The 15,465-nt window shown below is 38.2% G+C and carries 14 protein-coding genes; 12 read left to right on the top strand and 2 right to left on the bottom strand.

The genetic code is table 11. From position 1 onward, the window contains the following. Nucleotides 1-6 precede the first annotated feature (6 nt). The 7 genes from IEX65_RS19870 to IEX65_RS19840 all read left to right on the top strand — a co-directional run bounded on the left by IEX65_RS19870 (nucleotide 7) and on the right by IEX65_RS19840 (nucleotide 6,486). Nucleotides 7-312: a DciA family protein gene (locus IEX65_RS19870; protein ID WP_188768636.1), complete on the top strand. Its 306-nt coding sequence runs from the start codon at nucleotides 7-9 to the stop codon at nucleotides 310-312. An 87-nt stretch (nucleotides 313-399) separates the two neighbouring features. Further along, nucleotides 400-1,359, top strand: coding sequence for an ion channel (locus IEX65_RS19865; protein WP_188768635.1), 960 nt, complete (start codon nucleotides 400-402; stop codon nucleotides 1,357-1,359). A gap of 76 nt (nucleotides 1,360-1,435) precedes the next feature. Further along, entirely contained in the window at nucleotides 1,436-2,350 is a 915-nt protein-coding gene (locus IEX65_RS19860) for a S66 peptidase family protein (protein WP_188768634.1), read from the top strand. A 158-nt stretch (nucleotides 2,351-2,508) separates the two neighbouring features. Beyond that, complete coding sequence (locus IEX65_RS19855) at nucleotides 2,509-3,000, top strand: nucleotidyltransferase family protein (RefSeq protein ID WP_188768633.1); 492 nt, start codon at nucleotides 2,509-2,511, stop codon at nucleotides 2,998-3,000. Next, nucleotides 2,990-5,134 carry a 3-hydroxyacyl-CoA dehydrogenase NAD-binding domain-containing protein gene (locus IEX65_RS19850; protein ID WP_188768632.1) on the top strand — a complete coding sequence of 715 codons (2,145 nt, stop codon included), beginning with the start codon at nucleotides 2,990-2,992 and terminating at the stop codon, nucleotides 5,132-5,134. Before IEX65_RS19855 ends, IEX65_RS19850 begins: the two co-directional genes overlap by 11 nt. 197 nt (nucleotides 5,135-5,331) lie before the next feature. After that, nucleotides 5,332-5,910: a hypothetical protein gene (locus IEX65_RS19845; protein ID WP_188768631.1), complete on the top strand. Its 579-nt coding sequence runs from the start codon at nucleotides 5,332-5,334 to the stop codon at nucleotides 5,908-5,910. Between the two features lie 42 nt (nucleotides 5,911-5,952). Then, the gene (locus IEX65_RS19840) at nucleotides 5,953-6,486 is read left to right on the top strand and encodes a hypothetical protein (protein WP_188768630.1); all 534 of its coding nucleotides are present in this window, start codon (nucleotides 5,953-5,955) and stop codon (nucleotides 6,484-6,486) included. On the opposite strand, the gene IEX65_RS19835 is transcribed toward IEX65_RS19840, so the two are convergent. Beyond that, on the bottom strand, nucleotides 6,483-8,105 hold the full coding sequence (locus tag IEX65_RS19835) for a glycerol-3-phosphate dehydrogenase/oxidase (protein ID WP_188768629.1): 1,623 nt from the start codon (nucleotides 8,103-8,105) through the stop codon (nucleotides 6,483-6,485). The two genes, IEX65_RS19840 and IEX65_RS19835, sit on opposite strands and share 4 nt — an antisense overlap. A gap of 509 nt (nucleotides 8,106-8,614) precedes the next feature. On the opposite strand from IEX65_RS19835, the gene IEX65_RS19830 reads away from it, so the two are divergent. The 5 genes from IEX65_RS19830 (at nucleotide 8,615) to IEX65_RS19810 (ending at nucleotide 14,212) form a co-directional block, all read left to right on the top strand. Further along, a complete protein-coding gene (locus IEX65_RS19830; RefSeq protein WP_188768627.1) occupies nucleotides 8,615-9,205 on the top strand; it encodes a hypothetical protein in 591 nt (196 codons plus the stop codon). 105 nt (nucleotides 9,206-9,310) lie between these two features. After that, nucleotides 9,311-10,102 carry a hypothetical protein gene (locus IEX65_RS19825; RefSeq protein ID WP_188768625.1) on the top strand — a complete coding sequence of 264 codons (792 nt, stop codon included), beginning with the start codon at nucleotides 9,311-9,313 and terminating at the stop codon, nucleotides 10,100-10,102. Nucleotides 10,103-10,220: 118 nt separating this feature from the next. Continuing rightward, nucleotides 10,221-13,160: a hypothetical protein gene (locus IEX65_RS19820; protein WP_188768623.1), complete on the top strand. Its 2,940-nt coding sequence runs from the start codon at nucleotides 10,221-10,223 to the stop codon at nucleotides 13,158-13,160. A 2-nt stretch (nucleotides 13,161-13,162) separates the two neighbouring features. Next, the gene (locus tag IEX65_RS19815) at nucleotides 13,163-13,702 is read left to right on the top strand and encodes a hypothetical protein (RefSeq protein WP_188768621.1); all 540 of its coding nucleotides are present in this window, start codon (nucleotides 13,163-13,165) and stop codon (nucleotides 13,700-13,702) included. Nucleotides 13,703-13,705: 3 nt separating this feature from the next. Continuing rightward, nucleotides 13,706-14,212 carry a hypothetical protein gene (locus tag IEX65_RS19810; protein WP_188768619.1) on the top strand — a complete coding sequence of 169 codons (507 nt, stop codon included), beginning with the start codon at nucleotides 13,706-13,708 and terminating at the stop codon, nucleotides 14,210-14,212. An 11-nt stretch (nucleotides 14,213-14,223) separates the two neighbouring features. On the opposite strand, the gene IEX65_RS19805 is transcribed toward IEX65_RS19810, so the two are convergent. Further along, nucleotides 14,224-15,402 (bottom strand): galactokinase, encoded by a 1,179-nt coding sequence (locus tag IEX65_RS19805; protein WP_188768617.1) that lies wholly within the window; start codon nucleotides 15,400-15,402, stop codon nucleotides 14,224-14,226. Nucleotides 15,403-15,465: the final 63 nt, after the last annotated feature.

The following is a 15,465-nucleotide window of genomic DNA, read 5'->3' as shown; positions in this document are numbered from 1 at the left end:
AAAATCATGGCATCAGAAACCGCCCGTCGTTCGCAAGCTACACCACTGAAAGATGCTATCGAAGCATTTCTGAAAACATTCGACCTAAAAACTCGTTTCAACGAAACCTATCTGATAGCGTTTTGGGGACGAATGATGGGGCCAACCATTGCCTCCCGTACCAAAGAAATCTACGTAAAAAACAGAGTTTTATATCTCCGAATCGACTCCTCGCCACTTCGCCAAGAACTTTTTATGGCAAAAACCAAGCTACTCGACCTCATCAATAAAGACGTTGGAGAATCAGTTGTTGATGATGTAGTATTTCTTTGAAAACTTTTTTATAGTAAAATTGTGTTTTCTGTTTAAAACTATCCTAACAGAATGCGGTCGAGGTCTGATTCGCACCACAATATATTTATGAAGAAAAAAGATTCCCTTGTTGAAAAAGAACGTAATCGTCAAGATTTAGGCTTTGGTACAAAAATGACCGACCGCCAAACCCGTCTGATTACGGGTGCAGGTCAGTTTAATGTAAAGCGAGTTGGGCAGTCATTTGAGGCTTGGCTCAACTTATACAATCGCCTTATCACAGTTCGTTGGAGTGGCTTTTTCGTTCTTGTATTATGTGTTTATTTGGTTTTAAATCTCATTTTTGCAAGTTTATATTATCTGATTGGTATGGAACACTTAGCAGGTGTTGATATGACCAATACTCATTCTCAGTTTTGGGATGCCTTCTTCTTTTCGGCACAATCACTCACTACCGTAGGTTATGGCCGTATTGCTCCAGTAGGTTTTGCTGCCAGTTTTGTGGCAGGTATTGAGGCTTTGAGTGGCTTGATGATGTTTGCTATCATTACAGGTCTATTGTACGGTCGTTTTTCTCGCCCAAACCCTCGAATATTGTTTAGTAGAAATGCAATTATTGCTCCGTATCTCGATACCAACGCCTTTATGTTCAGAATGGTTAATGAAAAAAGTAACCAAATCATTAATATGAGTGTGAGCTTGGTTTTCTCTAAAGTAGAAGAAAAAAATGGTGTTAGAAGCAGGCAATATTATGGCCTTACCCTCGAACGTTCGAAAGTTAATTTTTTTCCTACTAACTGGACAATCGTTCATGCGATAACTGAAGATAGCCCACTTTATGGCGAAACCGCCGAGTCGCTTGCTGAATCAGACGCCGAATTTATGATTGCTACTGAGGGTATTGACGATACTTTTGCTGATGCGGTTCATAAGCGTCATTCATACTTTAATGATGAACTCGTTTGGGGGGCAAAATTCAAACCAATGCTCGAAAACGATGGTGAAGAAAGGTATATTTTAGATTTACGTAAAATTCATGATTTTGACCTCGTATCTTTGAACCCTTAATTTTTTTAAATTCTTACGAGAATCAACTCCGTGAAGCTCTGTATTATCCGTGCCTCCGTGGTAAAAAAATACAATAATGAACTCATTAATTTCTCCTCCGTTCCTAAAAAAAGGCGATAAAGTAGCCATAGTTGCTCTTGCCAGTAAGCTAAATCCAGAAGATATTCGGTCGGCTATAAACCTCATGCAAGAAAATTGGGGCGTAGAAGTTATCGTAGGCGAATCGGTGAGTGCATCATATTTTAATTTTGCAGGAACAGACGAAATACGTTTGAGAGATTTTCAACAGCAGCTTGATAATCAAGAAATTAAAGCAGTTTTTTCGGCCAGAGGTGGCTACGGAAGTTCAAGAATCATTGATGCCGTTGATTTTACCGCATTTAAGGAAAATCCAAAATGGGTTATTGGTTTCTCAGATATTACGGCTGTGCATGGGCAGTTGCAAGTAATGGGTTTTCAGAGTCTTCATGCACCGATGCCTAAAACGTTCATGCGAGATTATGATTCGGTTCAAAAACTCGAAGCATTTCTTCTTGGCAGAAACATTGACTACACCATTCCATCAAAACCAAGTAATAGAATAGGAGTAGGGGCAGGGCAAATTGTAGGTGGAAATCTTTGTATTTTAGCTCACTTGATTGGCTCGAAATCAGAAGTAGATACCGATGGCAAAATTTTGTTTATCGAAGATATTTCTGAATACCTATATAATATCGACCGCATGATAGTGCAATTAAAACGTGCAGGCAAACTCAAAAACTTAGCGGGCCTGATAGTTGGAGATTTTTCGGATGTAAAAGAAAATGATGAGCCATTTGGTAAAACTTTCTACGAAATCATAGCCGAGCATACTGCCGAATATAATTACCCAATCTGCTACGATTTTCCTGTCGGTCACGAAGCTATAAACTGGACAATTCCTTGTGGTAGAGTTGCCTCGTTGAGTGTTGATAGTGAGGATGTTAGGTTAGCGTTTCCATTGTTAGGATAACTAATATTTATATTTTTTAAAGCTCTCAAGATGTATTTTTCTTACATTTTGAGAGCTTTTTCTTTTAAATCATTATTTCTGTAATTCATTTCTAATCGGTATTACTATTAACTATAATTTTTTTATATTTGCAAATAGTATGCAAGCATACGGTATTTATGTTAGAAAAGATTAAAGAATCAATCACGTATATTTCAGAAGACTTAACTCATCTTCAAGACCCATTTTGGGTTGTTGGAAGCTCTGCTCTGGTATTAGCGGGGATTCAGCTTGAAAGTATTGATGATATTGATTTATTGACCTCAAATCGTGATGCTGACTTTTTAAAACAACTTTGGCAAAATAATAAATTGGAAGCTTATTCGCCTGCTCACGGTGATAAATTTCTATCGAATTTTGGTAGATTCCGATTTGGCGAGATACTTATCGAAGTAATGGGTGAATTGAAAGTTTTTCATGAAAATAAATGGCAAATACTGAGAATTAATGACTGGCAAGAAGTTGTAATCAATGAAAAATTGAGCGTGAAAATTCCAACTTTGGCCGAACAATATCGAATCTTTAAGCTATTTGGTAGAGAAAAGGACTTAAAAAAAGCAAATTTGATTTTACAACAAACAACATATATTCAACCATCTAATGGAAATTAACTATAAAGTAGAAAACAACGTGGCGATTATCAGTTGGAACATGACCACTTCGCCGATGAACGTTATGAATGATATTTCGATTCCTGAATTTGAGGGGCATCTCGAAAAAGCCTATGCTGACTCAGAAGTCAAAGGAATCATCATCACTTCCGAAAAAAATGAATTTATTGCGGGAGCTGATGTAAAGATGATTTTACGTAATAATGGTAAAGACCAGAGCGAAATGCACAAATTTTCGCTTGATTTCAATGCTATTTTCCGTAAACTCGAAACTTGTGGAAAACCAGTAGTTGCGGCTATGAACGGAACGGCTTTGGGTGGTGGCTACGAAGTTTGCTTATCGTGTCATTATCGTATTGCTCTTGATAATCCAAAAGCTGTTATTGGCTTGCCCGAAGTACAACTTGGTTTGCTTCCTGGCGGTGGTGGTACGCAACGTTTGCCTCGTCTAATCGGTATGGAAGCTGCTTTGATGTTGATGGTTGAAGGTAAGCGAATTTCGCCAAAAGAGGCATTAGGTTATGGCATGGTCAATGATATTGCGGCTACTCGTGGAGAAATGATGGAGAAAGCCATGAAATGGATTTTGGCAAACCCAAAGGCCATTCAGCCGTGGGATGAGTTTGATAAAAAGACTGGAGCAATCAAGGCTCGTGAAAATTTCAAAGTACCAGGTGGAAATGTGCAGTCGCCAACTGGAATGAGAACTTTTGCAGGTGGAACAGCCATGATTATGGATAAAACCAAAGGTAATTATCCTGCTCCGATTGCCATTCTTTCGTGTGTGTATGAAGGTTTGCAAGTAAATATGGACCGTGCAATTCCGATTGAGGCTCGTTATTTCGTGAAGGTTGCTACTTCTCGTGAAGCGAAAAACCTGATTGGAGTAATGTTTTTAGGTAAAAATGAAGCCGATAAAGGTGCAAGTCGCCCGAAAGATATTCCAGCCACTGATGTGAAGAAACTCGGCATTTTAGGGGCTGGTTTTATGGGTGCTGGCATTGCTTATGTATCGGCAATGGCAGGAATTGAAGTTGTTTTGAAAGATATTACTGTCGAAGCGGCCGAAAAGGGCAAAGATTATTCGAGAGGACTGGTACAAAAAGGTATCGAACGAGGAAAAACGACTGCCGATAAAGGTGAAAAACTATTGAGTTTGATAAAACCAACGGCCGAAGTAGCTGATTTGCAAGGTTGTGATTTGATTATTGAAGCAGTTTTTGAAAACCGTGAGCTAAAAGCAACTGTAACCAAAGAAGCTGAACCAATGTTAGTTGAAGGTGGAGTATTTGGCTCAAATACTTCTACGATTCCGATTACTGGCTTGGCAAAGGCCTCTGCAAAACCCGAAAATTTTATCGGTATTCACTTCTTCTCGCCAGTTGATAAAATGATGTTGGTTGAGCTAATTCGAGGCAAACAAACTTCAGATTATGCCGTAGCCTTAGCCGTTGATTTTGTGAAGAAAATCCGCAAAACGCCAATCGTTGTCAATGACTCTCGTGGTTTTTATACTTCTCGTTGTTTTAGTACATACACCACCGAAGGCATTGCTCTGTTGAAAGACGGTGTTGACCCAGTTTTGATTGAAAATGCAGGAAAAAATGCAGGAATGCCAGTGGGGGCCTTAGCAGTATCTGATGAAGTGGCTTTAGATTTAGCCTTGAAAATCTCGAAACAGTCAATTGCTGATGGAGCCTTGAGTGAAGAAGATGGTGCTTATCAAGTAACCAAAATGATGGTGGAAGATTTGGGGCGTTTTGGTAAGAAAAACAAAAAAGGTTTTTATGAGTATCCAGAAGGAAGAAAAAAACATTTATGGGAAGGTTTGGCTGAGTATTTCCCTGTCGCAGAAACCCAACCCGATGTTGAGGAAGTAAAGAAACGTTTGCTTTACCGCCAAGTGGTAGAGTGTATTCGCTGCTTCGACGAAGGTGTTTTGATGACCAAGTTAGATGGAAATATCGGTTCGATTTTGGCTTGGGGCTTTCCTCCGTATGCGGGCGGAACGCTCAATTTTCCCGAATTCGTAGGAAAAGAAACTTTCTTGAAAGAAGTAGATAGATTGGCCGATACTTATGGTGAACGATTCAGATTGACCGAAAAACAAAAGGAATTAGTTAGAAATTTGTAAGTAATATTCAAACGTATATGTAAAAAAAGACGAGGCAACTCGTCTTTTTTTATGACTAAGTATTTGATATTGTAATTTTTTAAGCTTAAAATTCGTTTTCAAATAAGAAAAATGGTTAGAAAATTACAAATTATTATTTAGCGGATACATTTTGGCACGTTTTTATCTTACTTAAATTGACGTAATCCTATAATCGAGTGAAGTATTTTCTAACCCTCATCATTTTAGTCACATTATTTGAGACAACTAATGCTCAAATAATGTATCGTACACGTTATCGTACGGCAATTATGGCCGAATCGTTTGCTATTAGTCCGTTGGGGTCAGTCAATGTAGAATATTTACCTGTAAGGTGGAGAAATAGTTTTTTAGCATTGCGTACGGGTATTGGTTTTCTACCAGGTGGAAGGTCAACTGGAGTTGGGCAAGTAGCCAATGGTGGCGGCGTTTCTGTGCCAACGTCAGTTACTTATAATTATCTAATTAATAATCTTCGTAGAGGAATTAATAAACGAGTTGCTGTGAAGTGTAAGTCGGCTCCTTCTAAAATTGCTGCTGAGTGGTTTGTTGAGATGGGAGCAGGAATAACCCCCGTTGCATACAGAAGTGCCGAAACTCGGAGTTATTCATTTGGCATTTTGGGCTTGAGACAACAAGTCATTTTTGATATTCCGCCACATCCAAGAGTTGTTTTCTTTAGGGTGAATGTCACTCCTTCTTATTCATTCGGTAAATATGAACTTCGTGGAGGACTTAGCTTAGGCGTTTCGCTCTAAAATCCTTATCTTTGCGGTTACGAAAATTCAAACTATTCTTGAGTGAAACGGAACACCGCCCGATTACATTTTGCTGGTATTTTATCTTTTATTTTTTTCTGTAAAACTGCTGCTCAAATTCAATACCGTACTCGCAGTGACATTGCTTTGTCTGCTGAGATTGGGGGAATAAGTCCGTTTTTATCAGCTAACTTTGAATTTGTGCCTTACAAAGCTAAAAATTCGTTTGGAGTTATCAGGGCTGGGGTTGGGTTTAAGTCAAACAGCACTTCACAAGCCGTTTCGGTGCCATTTTCTTTAACCTACAATTTTTTATTGAATAAGAAAAAGGATTGCGATGCGGCCCCGCAAAAAGTTTTTAAAGAACGTTTTCTGGAAACAGGATTGGGGTTGAGCTATGTTTCTTCACTGGGGCAAAGGCCTGTCTTGTATCTCGCACCTATCGTAGGTCTTAGAAAACAGTTTATAAAATGGGGAAAATCTGATGTTTTTTTCTATAAAATTCACCTCACACCAATCTACGCTGAACAACACTTTCGGTTTGGAGCTGGCCTAAGTCTTGGGCATTCGCTCTAAATTACATTGGCTTTTTGCATGAAATTTTTCAAAAGCTTTTTATAATCAGCAATATTGGTTTGTGTTTGTTGTTCATTCCAATTTAGTTCGGAAGCCATGATTTCTGCTACTGCATCTACCGAATTAAATGTAGCTTTCCAATCCATTAATTCCATGCGAGTTCGGCGGGCAAAGAAATCTCGGAGGCTGCCTACCATTTCCTCACGAACCGTGTAAATCACTTCGGCTTTGATGAATGGATAATCTTTATGAATTCGGTCAGTTTGAATCGAGGTTTCCAGCACATTGTGTGCCTTAGTACCGTATTTTTTTACTAAATGCTGACAAATATCTTCGTCGAGATTATATTTTTTCTGAATGATTTTCCATTCTTCAAAATTATAATTTTCTCCACCAATTAGATAGTGAAGCTCGGTGGTACATTCAGTTTCGTTATTCAAAAGCTTACACGCTTCATCAATTGTATCCTTTGCCATTAAGCGATAAGTAGTCCATTTACCACCTAAAAGGCTCAGTAAATTTGATTTCTCATCGTATTCTACTTCGTGGTCACGTACCAGTTTTTTTGTTGCTTTCGAGCCAGACGAAGCGATAAGTGGACGTAAACCGCCAAATCCAGACTTAATTTGTGATTTATCTGGAACTTTGGCAATGTATGGTCGGAGTGTATCGAGCAAGAAATCAATTTCCTGTTCAATTAAAATAGGCTCTTTATCTAAATCTCGGTATTCATCGTCGGTTGTGCCTACCATCACTTCACCTTCAAACGGAATAACAAAAACAACCCTACCATCTTTGGTTTTAGGAATCAGCATCGCATCTTGGCTACGCAAAACTTCGGGAGGAAGCATGATATGCACACCCTTACTTGGGCGTAGGCGTTTTTCTTGGTCAGGGTTTGCCAATAGCCTAATACTATCTCCGTGTGGGCCAGTGCAGTTAATGAAAAGTTTGGCTTTAACGCTAAAGCTTTTATCTGAAAGATTGTCTTTTATGGTTGCAGCAATCAACTTACCGCTGCTATCTTTTTCAAAATTTGTGATTGAGGCATGATTAACTACGGCTGCTCCTGCTTCGTCGGCAGAGTGGGCAAGGGCTAAACAATAACGTGCATCGTCGAGCTGGCCATCGTAATACATTACAGAGCTATGAAGCTTTGGCGTAAGCGTAGGGATATGCTCAAATGTCTCTTTTTTATTAAGCCATTGGGCTTTGGGCATGGTATCGTTTTTGGCAAAGAAACCATAAATAGTAAGCCCAATAGTAAAGTAAAAACCTTCAAACCAACTAAATACTGGCGTAATCAAGGCCAATGGGTGAGCTAAGTGCGGTGCATTACGAATCACGGTATGGCGTTCTTCAAGCCCATGTCTGACTTGGCGAAGTTGGGCAAAATCAAAATTTTTGAAGGCTTGCTCCAAATATCTTACTCCTCCATGAATTAGTTTGGTTGATTTTGAAGAAGTTTCGGCTGCAAAGTCTTCTTTTTCAATCAAGGCTACTTTAAAACCTCGCAAAGTAGCATCTAAGGCACATCCTGCACCACTGGCACCACCACCAATGATGCAAATATCAAATTGTTCGTTTTGTAATCTTTCAAGGTTTTTACTTCTATTCATGAATTGCTGTACTTGATACTAATTGATTTGGGCGAGCCTACTGGTCAGTAAACGATTAGCGAAAATAATATTTATTTTTTAGACGTGTAACACTTTTATGATTTACTTTCAATTAATTGATTTTTAGGACTTAAATCTGCCAATTATTAAAAAAGCAAATGGTACAATTTTTGCTATTAGTTACTGCATAATAGAAATCCTCAGTAATACATACTATTTTGCCTATAATTACTTGCTTAGATGTATATTCTCTATTACTTTCGTTGATTGGTATATTTCTTGCCGCAGTTTATAGTATAAAGACTATAAAATATTGTAGTCTAACTCTCCGTTAAACACCCCCTTTTAATAAGAAATTAGTTTCTGAGCCACAAAATTGTGTTTCCGAAATTAATTACCTGCTATTGCTGTGTTAAAAATTCAGAAATGCTATTAGAGTGTCTTGAAAGACTAAAAATTGTATCACCGTTTGTTATATCCATATTTTTATTAAACACCCATTTACGTCAATGAGAAAGATAATTATCGCACTTGCACTTTTAAGTGGAATCTACACCGAGTCCTTTGCCCAAACTACTTCACATAATGTCAGTATTGAGATTCCGGCAGTAACAATGATTAGAATTAGCCCTACAACTGGCAACACTAAGACATTGACTTATTCGGCTCCCGCAGTAGCCGGTGACCCAATCACGGGGGCTGTTGCGAGTGGTGCTGCTTTGTACTTACAGTATTCTTCAATTATGGGTACAGCCATAACTGACCGCAAGATTTATGTTACTGCTACTGGGGTTACATCGCTTACTAATGGTCTGAACGTAAAAGTTGCAGCCGCAACGCCTTCATCTGGTTCTGGTGTGCTTGGTACAACTACTGGAGCTCAGGTGGTATTGGCTCCAACTCAAACCTTAGCCACTGGTACAACCGTGAAAGTCTTAGATGGTATCACGAGTTGTTACACAGGAACTGGAGCAACGGATGGTAGTTTGCTGACATATACTTCAGATGTTTTGCCTGCTACGCTCAGTTCGGCTCAATATGGAGCTTTGAGAGCAGGTACATACACCATTACAGTAACTTATACACTGGCAGATAATTAATTTTGGTATCAGTATTTATAAAAAGGTTAAGTTGTATGGCTTAGTTATTCGATTTAGCTAAGCCATATCTTTATTGTACTTGTTTAAATAAAATCCATCCTTCAAATGAGAAATCGTCGTATTGCTGCTTATTTGGTTTTATTTCTTTTCTGGTCAACTCAAACATTCGGAACGATAGTCGTCTTAAATGGTCTTACTCACCAACATACGGGTTCGGATGGAAGTATTATTACAGGAAAAATAAAACTAAAAAATGATGGCGTAAAACTCGAAAAGTTTGTGGCATATAAACAAGATATGCTATTTTCTTGTGGAAAAAACGAGGTTTTTTCGAGTACCGAAACCCATGATAGAAGTTTGAAAAATTGGCTCAAAACGAGCATTGATGAAAAGAATTTAGTAGGCGGAGAAGAATATGATTTGTCTTATACCATCAATGTTCCACGTCAAGTCGATAAGAAAGGTACATACTGGGTAGTGATAATGATTGAACCTGGCGACCCCGTTTCGACCAGCGAAAAAAATGGACTAAACATAGCATCAAAAGTAAGATATGCTATTCAGATTTTAGTTGATTTAGGCTCTTTTGAAGCACCAAAGATGACCTTTGAAGATATAAATCTAAAGAAAACCCAAATATCTTCTCGATTAGTGGAAGTCCAACTCAAGAATGAAGGGCAGTTTGTGGTTCGCACAAAAATGCAATTAGAAATCTATGATGCTAAAGGCCAGAAAATAAAGACTTTAGATGCAAACCCTCGCCGAGTATTTCCCGAAAAATGCAGCAATTTTGAAATTGAAGTAAGCGATTTGCCCAAGGGTAAGTACGACGGAGTATTGGTAGCAGATAACGGTAAGAACCTAATTGGGTCGAACCTGACGATTGAGATAGAGTAAATATTGACTTACGCCTAATAATTCCCTGACTAATAGACCTGTGAAGCCCTTTTACTATATATTATTTTGTTTGATGATTTCTTTTGGTTGTTTCGGACAAGAGGAATTAGAAATAAATATGCTTAATATTCCAAAAACAGCTTCACCTGGTTCTCATTTTAACATCATTTTTGAAGTAAAAAGCCCTACCAAATTGCAAGAACCTATCATTGTTTCGGTTGGAGTTCCTGCTTATTGGCAAGTACTTTTCAAGAAAGAGCCACAAAACCAAGTCAATGAAGAAACCCTCCGATACATTTATACCATCATGTCTCCAAAGTTCGCAAAGGCAGGGAGTTTTACGCTTTATGTCTATGCAAAAAGGAAAGATGGGCCGATTATCTCAAAGAAATTATTGATTGATGTAGTAAGAGTAAGAAAAGTAGAAATAACTCCAGTGGTTTTGCCAGAGTATGTTAAAGAAGGAGATACGCTAAAAGTAGAGTATTTGATACATAATTTAGGCAATAGTCAGGAAGAAGTAAGGCTCGAAAGCATAGGTGGGCGAATAGAGTTTAATAATGATTCGCTAAAAATAGGTCCAAATGAATCGGTAAGGCTCAAAAACATACAACTGATAAAAGAGAGCGATAGTAATTCATGGGAAACTCCCTTGGGTATCAAAGCCTATCTGAAAGATTCGCTTGTGCCGATACAAGTGATTAATTCACTGCCAGTATATTCTAATAAAATCAAGAAAAAAGACCCATATCTAAGATTTCCGATTGAAGCAGGTATATGGTACACCAATTATATGATTGGCAACAAAAATACTTCGGGGGTGCAGTTTGATATTAGAGGCAGAGGTTTTTTGGATATGAAAGGTAAGCATTTCTTAGATTTTACGGCTCATGGCCCCACCAATATTGATATTCCGATTTTGGGAAGCTACGATGTGTATTCGCTTAATTATAGTTTTAAAAATCAAAACTTTATCAAATTAGGCGACTATACTTTGCAATTTAATAACCTCATGGAATTTGGTCGTTTTGGCCGTGGAATGCGTATTGATAATGAATTTAAGAAGCTCGGTTTTTCGGGATTTTATATTCAACCAAGGTTTTTTAATGAGCAAAAAGAAACATTTGGAGGTAGTTTTTTTCTGAAACCAAGTACCAAGTTTAGGGTCTCGATTGATTATATGTCGAAATACATGGTCAAGAAAAACCGAGCATTTTGGTCAGATTTAGTGGGAGTTTCTACAAAATTTCAGGGGAAAGTATTAAACTGGGAAACCGAAGTAGTAGGAAATAGGGTAGAGCAACAGTATGATTATGGTCTTTTTAATCGGGTTTCGATACAACTTAAAAGATTCCAACTCCACAGCGACTACATATATGCTGGCAAGGACTTTTATGGATATTATAACAACAGTTATTTGTTGGTCAATAATCTTTCGATTGCTCTTAGTAAGAAAATAAGTATCGGTGTAGGGAATAATATTACTCGTATAAATCCGAGTTTAGATGCCATTAATTTTAATATATCGCCTTATAATTCAAGTATACAGGCATTCACCAGTTTCCAACTTAGTAAGTTTAGCAATTTATTGCTGAGTTATAATAAACAAGAACGAGAAGACAGGCTCGAACCTAAAAAGTTTCATTTCAAACAAGATTTTGCCCGAATCGCCTACAATCTGAATGCTCCTAAATTTATTCTTTGGTATGAAGGAAGATACGGTACCGCTCAAAATCTATTACAAAATAACGACGCAAGTGTGCCGAGACAGTCGATAGCTAATTCTCTACAACCTCAAGTGAGAGTTTTTCCGTGGATGTGGATTGGCGGAATGGCTGAACACCAACGAACAAGCCGATTCTCGACCGAAAACACACTGACAGATTTGTTTTTCTATGGTGGTTCTTTGCGAATGTTTGTAGGCGATAAATTGAATGCTAATTTTTCGTATAGAAATAATTTCGCACCCGACGAACTCATCGAAAATAGAAGCTTAGTTGATTTGTCGGTAGGGCTTAGGATTAAAAATCATAGTTTTAACCTAACTGCGGGACAAACTTTTATACCGAACTTATCGGTCGATTTTCAGAAAACAACGTATCTATCGCTGAAATATACACTACGAATCAATGCCCCAGTTGCTAAAAATAAAAATCTGAGTAATATCAGAGGGCAGATTTTGGGCCTTTCTAATAGCACGAGCAAGAAAGGTATTGTGGTTCAGTTAGGCGAAAAACGTATGCTAACTGACGAAAACGGTAATTTTTATTTTAATAAATTAATTCCAGATAAATATTACCTTGAAATAGATAAAAGCACAACTCCATTTGGTGTAATTACGAACGTAAAATTGCCATTAGAAGTAAATTTAAAAGCTGATAGCACGACCAATATTCAGATACAGTTACTAAAAACAGGTGGAATTGAAGGAAAGGTGTTTTTTGAAGATGGTGAAAAACTTGCCACAAATTATACCGAAAAGCCAGTTGTTTTGGTGAAGCTTTTTAATGATAATGAAAGTTTTGTTACTCAATTGAATGAAAGTAATCGGTTTTCGTTCAAAGAGATGAAGCCTGGTACTTGGCAAATTTTAGCAACTTTGGCAGGTAATGAAGAAGGGTTCACGGTGATAAATGCCCAACAAACGATAGAAATTGTGGTTGATAAGATTAAGAAAACCGAATTTGCTGTGCGTCCAGTTGAGCGTCAGATAGAATTTATGCCGAGAACCTTCAAACTTGTAGATAAGCAGGGAACTGATAGTAAAAAGCAGAATTCAAATCGAACATCTACCGATAATAAAAAGAAAGTATCACAGCCTATTTCAAAGAATAATAAAGCCAATCAGGCCAAAAAACTATTCGATTCGACGCCAGTTAGCCTTATTCTGAAGCGAGAACCGATATTAATAAAGTTGGAGGTCGAACCCAAGTTTCAGTTGCAAAATAGAATTGTGCAGCGTAATAAAACAAAAACAGGGAATATAGAAGGCAACCGCACTTCGAGCATCAAACAGAGCGATAACTTAAACAAGAGTGTAGCCTCAAATTTAGAATAGAAATGAGAAAAATCGTGCTTACATTATTACTAACGCTTATTTACCTAAAAGGCAAAGCTCAGACTTCTGGCAATGCTTCGGTAAGTTTGACTTTTAGTAGTGTTGCCCGAATAAGTATAGCCTCAAGTGGAAGTAGTACATTGACGTTGGGAAGCCCTGCAACGGCTGGTTTGGCACTAACAACTACTGTCAGCGACGAAACCAAATGGCTCAATTTTACTTCGGCAGTAGCGAGCGGTGTAAGCCGAAGAATAGAAGCCAGTATTTCGGCTGGTACTGTGCCGAGTGGATTACAATTAAAATTAGGTTTGAATGCAGCAGTGGGCGGCGGCGGAACACTGGGAACAATAGTGGCGAGTGTGGCAAGCCCTATAACACTCGGAACGGCTGCCACTGTCTTAAATAATATTACTGGGGCATATACAGGCGTTGGAGTTGGCAACGGATTTAAACTTACTTATACCGTGAATGTTTCAAACTATGGATTGCTGAGAAGTGGCACAAACGTTGTCCAGATTACTTACACACTCATTGATAATTGATTTATGATAAAGACTGGACTTCTTGGGGTTTTACTAACGATAAGTTTGTTGGCTGAAGGTCAGGCTATTTCGGTTAGTGGAAACTGGCTACCAAGTATTACCGCAATTTCAACTACGGGAAGCGATTATTCGCCCAGTACGTTGACCAGTGCAGCTAATCAAACATTGATTACTGCCAGTGGTTTGGGGTCCTTGTTGGTGGCCAAAAACTATCGGATTTCGGTTAGTAAAACCAATACTGATTGGCACAATAATTTAGTACTAACTGCTCGCAGAACTGGTGCTGGAACGCCCAGTATTTTGAGTGCAGTGAGTGCCAGTGGAGGCACTACTGCTCAAACTATTACAAATATTTCTACTGCTTTTTTTACAATAAACGTTAGTTTTTTAAGTCTGGGTGGTATTAGCCTTAGTAATATACCGATTGAGTACTCGTTAAGTGGTATATCGGTTATATTGCCAGTAAAAACATATAGCACAACAATCACCTACACGATTGTTGAATTATAAGTTATAAAAATTTATGACGCTTTTTCGACTATTTCCTGTATTTCCTCTACACCATTCGTGATTTTTACTTTGTATGATAGTAATTCTCGGTCAAACTTATCTTTATAAGCTAAGGTCATACTTTCAATAAAATCATCTACAACATCGGCTTTGACTAAATTAATTGTGCAGCCACCAAAGCCACCACCCATCATTCTGGCCCCAGCAACCGTGTCAAGGTTGAGTGTCTGTTCAACCAAAAAATCTAATTCTGGGCAGCTTACTTCATAATCTTGGCTTAGACCCTCATGCGTTTCGTACATTTTTTGACCGAAAGTCGTCAAGTCTCCATTTTCAAGTGCTTCGCACGCAACATCTACTCGTTCGATTTCTTCGACAACGTATTTGCAACGACTATATACAACAGGCGATAATTTATCGGCTTGGCTACGAAGCATTGGTATTGTTACATCACGCAAGCTATCAACTTGTGGAAAAGGCTTCTGAAGTATTCTGATTCCTTCTTCGCATTCGGCTCGACGTTGATTATATTCGCTATCGCCGAGGTTATGTTTCACACCTGTATTGCACAAAACGAGTGAATATTCTGGGAAATCAAACGGAAAATATTCAAAAGTAAGGTCTTGGCAGTCGAGTTTAATAACAGAATTTGTTTTTCCATGAATCGAAGCAAACATATCCATGATACCACAGTTAACACCCGCATATTTGTGTTCGGCTTGTTGGGCAATAAGTGCCAATTCGAGTTTTGAAAGCCCTAAATCAAATAATTTGTTAAGAGCGAATCCCATTCCGCTTTCTACGGCTGCCGATGATGACAGCCCCGCACCAAGAGGTACATCTCCGCCAAAAACTAAATTAAAGCCAGTATTGATTTGTTTGCCTGATTCTTGAATCTCAGCTAAAACACCAATCAGGAAATTAGCCCAATTCTTTTCTGATTTATGAATATTGTCTAAAGAAAGCTCATACGAATCATCTAAATCATAAGCGAATAAAATACACTTTTTATCATTTCTGGGAGAGATTGCGAAGTATATAGCTTTGTCGATAGCAGCGGGGAGAACAAATCCATTATTGTAATCGGTATGCTCGCCTATAAGATTAATTCGACCGGGGGCTCGTACTAATAAAGTAGGATTTTCCCCAAAATGGTCTTTAAATTTTTGGGTTAACAGCTCATTCAACATTATATTGTCAATAGTTTGTGTTTTTGGTTAAAGAGTAAAAAAAAGAAAGCCCCAAGAAACATC

The organism is Emticicia aquatilis (assembly GCF_014644295.1).
Classification (GTDB): Bacteria; Bacteroidota; Bacteroidia; order Cytophagales; family Spirosomataceae; genus Emticicia; species Emticicia aquatilis.
Note: the sequence above shows the minus strand (reverse complement) of the source record. Positions and strands in the feature narration are given on the sequence as shown.

What these genes read in the sequence shown, in the direction of transcription:
- IEX65_RS19830 (WP_188768627.1), top strand. Translation starts at nt 8,615, where the DNA reads ATGAGAAAGATAATTATCGCACTTGCACTTTTAAGTGGAATCTACACC.
- IEX65_RS19810 (WP_188768619.1), top strand. Translation starts at nt 13,706, where the DNA reads ATGATAAAGACTGGACTTCTTGGGGTTTTACTAACGATAAGTTTGTTG.
- IEX65_RS19825 (WP_188768625.1), top strand. Translation starts at nt 9,311, where the DNA reads ATGAGAAATCGTCGTATTGCTGCTTATTTGGTTTTATTTCTTTTCTGG.
- IEX65_RS19865 (WP_188768635.1), top strand. Translation starts at nt 400, where the DNA reads ATGAAGAAAAAAGATTCCCTTGTTGAAAAAGAACGTAATCGTCAAGAT.
- IEX65_RS19855 (WP_188768633.1), top strand. Translation starts at nt 2,509, where the DNA reads ATGTTAGAAAAGATTAAAGAATCAATCACGTATATTTCAGAAGACTTA.
- IEX65_RS19850 (WP_188768632.1), top strand. Translation starts at nt 2,990, where the DNA reads ATGGAAATTAACTATAAAGTAGAAAACAACGTGGCGATTATCAGTTGG.
- IEX65_RS19870 (WP_188768636.1), top strand. Translation starts at nt 7, where the DNA reads ATGGCATCAGAAACCGCCCGTCGTTCGCAAGCTACACCACTGAAAGAT.
- IEX65_RS19835 (WP_188768629.1), bottom strand. Translation starts at nt 8,105, where the DNA reads ATGAATAGAAGTAAAAACCTTGAAAGATTACAAAACGAACAATTTGAT.
- IEX65_RS19860 (WP_188768634.1), top strand. Translation starts at nt 1,436, where the DNA reads ATGAACTCATTAATTTCTCCTCCGTTCCTAAAAAAAGGCGATAAAGTA.
- IEX65_RS19815 (WP_188768621.1), top strand. Translation starts at nt 13,163, where the DNA reads ATGAGAAAAATCGTGCTTACATTATTACTAACGCTTATTTACCTAAAA.
- IEX65_RS19820 (WP_188768623.1), top strand. Translation starts at nt 10,221, where the DNA reads ATGCTTAATATTCCAAAAACAGCTTCACCTGGTTCTCATTTTAACATC.
- IEX65_RS19805 (WP_188768617.1), bottom strand. Translation starts at nt 15,402, where the DNA reads ATGTTGAATGAGCTGTTAACCCAAAAATTTAAAGACCATTTTGGGGAA.